We start from the raw sequence: 6,816 nt of genomic DNA, 5'->3' as shown, positions 1-6,816 counted from the left end.
TCGATCGAAAAGAATGACATGTGTAGTGCCTACTTCCAAGACGACTGTGTCTGTGTCTGTGTCATCGATGTGTGTCAACCCGCACGAGAGGCGGGGAAAACAAACGTTCACGGTTTCCGGGCTCAGGTCCGAGCGCACGAACCAGTGACCGGAACCACCAGCCGCCCTCGCGGGCGAGAGCTATGAACTTCCTCACTTAAGCACACAGATCGTACGTAAGTCAACGCTTCCGTCGACGTGACCTGAGCTTGCATCCTCAGCCCAGATGCCCCGACCAGATGTGTGCCGTCGCGCGGTAGAGCACACAAGTTCGACGTGAGCCAGGGTGATCAGGACCAGGTATATAGAGTGGAGTCGGGGAGTGCCCGCCGTAGTGATCGCGTGCTGCGCCGAGCGTCCCCTGGCAAGTGGTGGTGCCGAGTCGGGTTTGATATCGGACGTTGGCTGTACGTAAGTCTGTGGCATGGAGGAGGGTCCCGGTTCGTGAGCAAAGCGCAGGGTGAGAAGAGCGAGGCGCGGACGCGGCTGGGCAGGCCGCGTGACGGTTCGATTCGCAGGAAGGTCGTCGAGGCCGCCATCGAGTGCTACGCGGAGCGGGGGTGGAGCGGTTTCTCGTTCGAATCGGTCAGCATCGCGGCCGGAGTCGGGCGCCCGGCACTGTATCGCCGGTGGTCGGGGCGCGAGGAGTTGCTGATCGATGCGTTCCGAGAGTCGACACAGGCCTTGCAGCTCCCCGACCACGGCAATGTGGCCGAGGACTTGACCGACCTCGCCCTGGCGTACCGTCAGCGAATGATCGGCGTCCGCGGGCGTGCCTGTACTCGACTGTTCCTCGAACAGGAGGCCGTCGACGAGGTGTTCCGGACCGTCTCCACCGAGATCACCGCGCAGCGGGACCGGATAATCCTCGAGGTACTCGAGCGGGGCCGCTCCCGCGGCGAGCTCGACAGCGGAGTCGATTTCGACACGGCGTCGCAACTGCTGGTCGGCGCCCTGATGTTGGATGCGCTCACCCACGAGCGAACAACCCCCCAGAGTCGCGTCACCGTTGCCAAGACCGTCGACACACTCCTCTGGGGACTGCGTGACACATCGCCGATCGGTGTGCACGCAGACACCCGATCGTGAACCGTCGCCGGTCGAGCTCATTGAGGACCGGACCGATCGGGTGACCGCACACAATGTCTCGGCCCAACGACCTGGCATTTCGCGAGGAACTTCCGCGCTGCAATATCGTCACTGTGACGGATCCGTCCCGGCGCAAAGCGCCTACTTGGTCGATGCCGGCTGGAGCTCGAAATGTCCTCGGCTCCAGCACGGCAAACCGACCGCCTGACAGCTGCCGCGAACCGCTCGCGCCTCTTTCGACAAGGCGCCGAGACTGCCGACGCGATAGCGGAAACTGTTGCCGGACAGAGGCTTACGACATCGGAAGCAATCCGGCGTCCGCCCCGGCGAGCACCGATGATCGGCGGGGCGGCGAAGTCGAACAGACTCGGTCGCCATTGACGGTGTCCGACGCAGCAGTGCGAGGTTTCCAGACGAGATCAGGCCCTGGCAGCCGCGGGAGGTTTCATGAGGATGCCATCACCCAGCTTGTACACGAAGTCCTCCGGCGACCGGAAGGGCGGCACCATGGGGCCACCCGGCGTGGGCGGCACCTTGGCCGGGGCGGCGTAGTCGGTTTTGGACCACTCGAACACCACGGTGCGCTTCAGGATCTTCCATGCACCGTCACGCTGCTCGAATTCGTCCAGGAATCGGCAACCGATCATCGTCATCGGCGCCGCCGTCAGCGTGTAGAGGGTGTGGACCTTCAATTGAGTCACCGCGAGGCAGTACGTCTCGGAGAAGGCGCGGGTCCCTTCGACTTCGATGGAAGGTGTTCCCATGAAATGCAGGAACATGTCGTAGTTCTCGTGGTGCGGTTGGAGCCAGGCGAAGAAGTCGTCGACCGGTCCGTTGAACATGCCGTGGTTGTCGATGGCGTCATCGTGATAACAGGCACGCTGCGCGCTGAGGTCCTTGCGGTCGGACGCCCGCGCGGCCAGCCGGATGACCTTGGCGATCTCGCGCTCCGCTTTGAGTGTTTCGAGGAAGGCCTGTTGCTCGTCCATGTCGTTTCCATCCGTGGTGATCATTCGGTGCCCCATGGCTCGAGCCGAGGCATTCTCGCCGGTCGAGGCGCTGCCGACCGCCGACGCGCGGCAGCGCCGCCGGTTCTACTTGCCGACGAACCTCGTCGCCTCGCGCGCCATCGTGGCCTGGCCGACGGTGAGGAAACTGTGCTGCGCGTACTGGTTGAGAGACTTCTTCGTCATCCGGAGCGAGCTGTAGTCGAACGACTTGAGCTTCTCGATGAGCCGGTCCACTTCTGCATCGAGATCTTCCGCCGGAACCGCTTTGTTGATGAGACCGATGTCGACGGCCTCTGCGGCGGTGGCGACCCGATCCATCATGAGAAACTCTCGCGCTCGTGCCATCCCGACGCGGGCGGGCCAAAGGACGGCGCCGCCGTCACCCGGCGGCAGTCCGAATCCCGACAGGTGGGGATCGCTGAACGTGGCATCCTCGGCCGCATAGACGAAATCGCACGCCATGGCGAGCGATGCGCCGAGCTGGTGAGCGCCGGGAGCGTAGACCTTGGCGATCATCGGCTTGTCGAGCGTGATCGAGTAGCGGAGCGTGTCCTCAGCATCGCGCATGAGGTGCTCGATTGTGTCGTACCCCTGCAGGGTGGCGATCCAGTCATGGTCGTAATCCGCCGGGCTGACGAACTTCCGGTCCCTGCCGGTGACGACAACCAACTTGGCGGATGAGTGGTGCGCGTCCCGGAAGATTCGCGCCAGCCCCGCGTGCGTCGGTCCGTCGATTGCGCCGATCGCGATCGTCATCACGTCGTTCTCGAGCGTGACGTCGATCTGTCCATAGTCTGCCACTGGCCGACTCTCCTCACCGTTGAGTGTCGGGACGCTGCCGGTCCCGTGAATGCCGGGCATGGAACGCGCCCGGCAGCGTTTTCGACTTACTTGATGCCGACAACAGTTAGTATCTGTGAGCTACGGCACTATGTCAACAGAGGTTATAGTTTGAAATCGCCACAAGCAGCGGTTCTCGACGGCAACGAATCGCCTCGACGTTCCGCCACCAATCCGTCACGAAGCCGGAGGTCGCGCCAACGCATCATTCGGCCATCCTGCGTGCCGACGGCAACATCGACTGACCGTCGGCCAGTCGGCGGCAACGGTTTCGGTACGGACGCGTGGGCTCGTGTAGCCCAGGTCAACGCTTCCTGGCGGACGGCGACGATCCACGCTCAGAGGACACGGCGTCGGCAGGTCGGGCGTTCAGTCCCCTCATGAGCGTCTCGACAGTCTTGGTGACGGTGACCCGGATCTGCGGGGTAGTCCGCTCGTGCACGAGCGCATCCAACATCAGTGCACCTACCAGCAGTTGCGAAGCTATGTTGAGGTCCACCCCGCTGTCGAGCTCGCCGCGGGAGCGGCCCCGCTCGAGTACCTCCAGGATTATCCGGTCCCGCTGCGCGGTGATCTCAGTGGCGATCGTCCGGAACACCTCGGCGACGGCCTCGCGCTCGATGAACAGGCGCATTCCCGCGCGCCCGCGAGCTCCGACCAAGAGCCGACGGTGCGCCAGGGCGAGGTCGGTCAAGTCCTCGGCCACATTGCCGTGGTCGGGGAGCTGCAAGGTCTGTGTCGACTCTCGGAACGCATCGATCAGCAACTCCTCGCGCCCCGACCACCGGCGATACAGTGCCGGGCGCCCGACTCCGGCCGCGATGCTGACCGATTCGAACGAGAAACCGCTCCACCCCCGCTCCGCGTAGCACTCGATGGCGGCCTCGACGACCTTCCTGCGAATCGAACCGTCACGCGGCCTGCCCAGCCGCGTCCGCGCCTCGCTCTTCTCACCCTGCGCTTTGCTCACGAACCGGGACCCTCCTCCATGCCACAGACTTACGTACAGCCAACGTCCGATACCAAACCCGACTCGGCACCACCACAACCCGCGGAGGCCCCGGCCCGGCATATGACCACCGCCCGCGGTGAGCGGCCCCGGCTCCACTCTATGCCCTCAGTCGGTTTCGATCACGACCCTCTACATGACCAGCAGCAACAAGCGCACGCTTGCGCGAGGTCGTTTCCAGCCTCCCGTCGTCGACGCCAGAGCGCATCCGGGCCCGCGAAGATCCTCACTCCGGCTGGAGAGATATCGAAACGTTGACTTACGTACGATCTGTGTGCTTAAGTGAGGAAGCTCATAGATGCCCCGCCGGCCGGAGTGCTAACGAGACGGCAACCAGCCCGTCCAAGCACTATCAGCGATGGCCACGCCCGCGTTGAGCGACCACGGCGAGCGGCATTGAGCGCTTGCGAATTGCTCTACCCACCACCGCCTTTGCATAGGGCGCGGGGCACGGTGAGGACGGCGTACCACACCCAGGTATCACGACATCCGTCCAGACATATCTCCCAGCGAAAAGAGCCGAGACAACATGGTGCTTCCCCTCAAAACCCTGCTCGGGCAGACATCCCCGCTGATCGCTCCGCTCGCATACGACGGCATTTCGGCCCGGCTCGTGCGCGAATTCGGCTTTCGGGCCGCGTACATAGGAAGCTACGCGGTGTCGGCCACGAAATACGGAGTGGCGGACATCGGATTCGTGGGGCTGGAGGATATGGCCGACACGGTCCGCCGCATCGCTCCGGTCGTGGACGTGCCGGTCATCGTCGATGGCGAGGGCGGGTTCGGCAATCCGATCCACGTTGCCCGCACTGTTCAGGTTCTGGAGCGGGCCGGTGCCAGTGCGACGCACATCGAGGACCACGTCTTCGGTAAGCACCTCGGAGTTCCCCGGGTCATCCCGGTCGAGCAGGCGGTCGACAAGATCAAGGCGGCGCTCGACGCCCGGAAATCAGAGGACTTCCTCATCATCGGCCGTTCGGATGCGCTACTCAGCGAAGGCGAAGACGCGACGATCGACCGGTTGCTCGCCTACCAGGAAGCGGGCGCCGACGCGCTGTTCCTCGCCAGGACCCCGAAACCGGGTGAAGTACTGAACGAGCGGCTGCGCAAGGAAGCCCGGGTGCCCATCCTCATGACCAATGGACCCGGTTACAGCGCAGCGGAGTTGGGTGAGCAGGGAGCCGACATCGTGCTCTACCCCACGCTCAACAATTTCGTCGCGGAATCGAGCATGCGCAAGGCGCTCGAACGTCTCGCACACGAGGGCTCTTCGGTGGGCATCGAGGAAGACTACGAAGCCTTCGACATTTTCCTCGGAGCGGACGAATACCGCTCGACCGCCCTCGAATTGGGGCTGCTGACGCAGAGCTGACCTGCGCGCAATACATCGACGACCGATCAATCACACACCGAAGGAACGACGACAGTGACACAACCGACCCCGCTGAGGTTCGGCCTCTACACGTGCTTCGCCCCCGGTGGGCCCCTCGGCACCGCGTGGCACCACCCCGGCAATCTGGACTTCAACTATCTCGATCTCGATCATCAGACCAAGCTGGCGAAGGCCCTGGAGGCCGCCAAGTTCGACCTGATCTTCTGGGCGGACTTCAGCGGCGTGCACGACACGTACCAGTCGTCGTACAACGTCGCGGTGCGGGACGCCGTGGCGTTTCCCCTGGGTGATCCGCTCGTTCTCACCGCCGCCCTCGCGGGTGCCACCGAGAACCTCGGCTTGGCCTTCAGCGCGAACATGACCCAGCAGAACCCGTACAACTTCGCCCGGCGGGTCGCGACGCTGGACCACCTCACCAAGGGCCGGATCTCCTGGAACATCGTCACCTCCTACCAGCCGTCGGCCTGGCGCAACGCCGGCTTCGACGACATGGAAGGCCACTCGACCCGGTACGTGCGGGCGCAGGAGTACGTGGATGTGGTCCGGAAGCTGCTCGTCGAGTCCTGGGAGGACAAGGCGGTCGTCCGCGATGTCGAGCGGAAGGTGTACGCGGATCCCGCCCTGGTGCACCCGATCGAGCACGAGGGGACGTACTACCGAGTTCCCGGAATCGGGTTGTCCGAGCCTTCCCCGCAGCGGATGCCGGTCACGCTGCAGGCGGGCAGCTCGGGCGACGGGCGCAATTTCTCGGCGCGCAATGCCGAGGCGATGTTCATCGGCACCGACTCGCCGGACGGCGCCGCGAAGATGATCAGCGATATGACGCGACGGCTGGAGGAGAACGGCCGCAGCCGCAGCGACATGCTGTTCCTCCAGTACTTCAACGTCGTCCTCGCGAGCACCGAGGAGGAGGCGAAGCGAAAGAACGAAGAGCTCGACGAACAGCTGATTTCGGAAGGCAATATCGCGTTCACCAGCTCGTCGATGGGCACCGACCTGTCGCAGATCGACATCGACAAACCGTTCGCGGACTTCAAGACCGAATCCATGCAGGGCATCCTCAAGGGATTCATCGAGTCCGCACCGGACAAGAGCTGGACCTTCCGCGACATGGTCCGCAAGCTCGGCTCGGATCGAGTGGTCGGCACCCCGGAGCAGATCGCCGATGAACTGGAGAAGTGGCGCGACGTCGGCGGCGTCGACGGCATCAACCTGAACGGTCAGGACGTGCAGAACACCTACGACTTCCTGGAGCATGCCGTACCCGTCCTCCAGGAGCGCGGCCTCATGCAGCGGGAGTACCGCAGCGGAACACTGCGGGACAAGCTGTTCCGCCGCTGACCCGCCTCTCGTGCGGGTTGACACACATCGATGACACAGACACAGACACAGTCGTCTTGGAAGTAGGCACTACACATGTCATTCTTTTCGATCGA

General features: G+C 63.8%; 6 protein-coding genes. 3 read left to right on the top strand and 3 right to left on the bottom strand.

Translation table 11 applies throughout. From position 1 onward, the window contains the following. The first annotated feature begins 483 nt into the window (after positions 1-483). Entirely contained in the window at positions 484-1,128 is a 645-nt protein-coding gene (locus tag AB0I35_RS32265; protein WP_357400095.1) for a TetR/AcrR family transcriptional regulator, read from the top strand. 419 nt (positions 1,129-1,547) lie between these two features. Here AB0I35_RS32265 and AB0I35_RS32260 read toward each other — a convergent pair whose 3' ends face one another. From AB0I35_RS32260 to AB0I35_RS32250, 3 genes are all read right to left on the bottom strand, one after another. Then, on the bottom strand, positions 1,548-2,117 hold the full coding sequence (locus AB0I35_RS32260; RefSeq protein ID WP_357400094.1) for a nuclear transport factor 2 family protein: 570 nt from the start codon (positions 2,115-2,117) through the stop codon (positions 1,548-1,550). Positions 2,118-2,222: 105 nt separating this feature from the next. Further along, positions 2,223-2,939, bottom strand: a complete 717-nt coding sequence (locus AB0I35_RS32255) for an enoyl-CoA hydratase/isomerase family protein (RefSeq protein ID WP_357400093.1) — start codon at positions 2,937-2,939, stop codon at positions 2,223-2,225. A 343-nt stretch (positions 2,940-3,282) separates the two neighbouring features. After that, the gene (locus AB0I35_RS32250; RefSeq protein WP_357400092.1) at positions 3,283-3,948 is read right to left on the bottom strand and encodes a TetR/AcrR family transcriptional regulator; all 666 of its coding nucleotides are present in this window, start codon (positions 3,946-3,948) and stop codon (positions 3,283-3,285) included. 568 nt (positions 3,949-4,516) lie between these two features. On the opposite strand from AB0I35_RS32250, the gene AB0I35_RS32245 reads away from it, so the two are divergent. After that, on the top strand, positions 4,517-5,359 hold the full coding sequence (locus tag AB0I35_RS32245) for an isocitrate lyase/PEP mutase family protein (RefSeq protein ID WP_357400091.1): 843 nt from the start codon (positions 4,517-4,519) through the stop codon (positions 5,357-5,359). Between the two features lie 54 nt (positions 5,360-5,413). Next, positions 5,414-6,721 (top strand): NtaA/DmoA family FMN-dependent monooxygenase, encoded by a 1,308-nt coding sequence (locus AB0I35_RS32240; protein WP_357400090.1) that lies wholly within the window; start codon positions 5,414-5,416, stop codon positions 6,719-6,721. Positions 6,722-6,816: the final 95 nt, after the last annotated feature.

Source organism: Nocardia sp. NPDC050378, from assembly GCF_040655675.1.
Classification (GTDB): Bacteria; Actinomycetota; Actinomycetes; order Mycobacteriales; family Mycobacteriaceae; genus Nocardia; species Nocardia coubleae.
The sequence above is the reverse complement of the archived record's forward strand: the minus strand, read 5'-3'. Positions and strand labels throughout refer to the sequence as shown.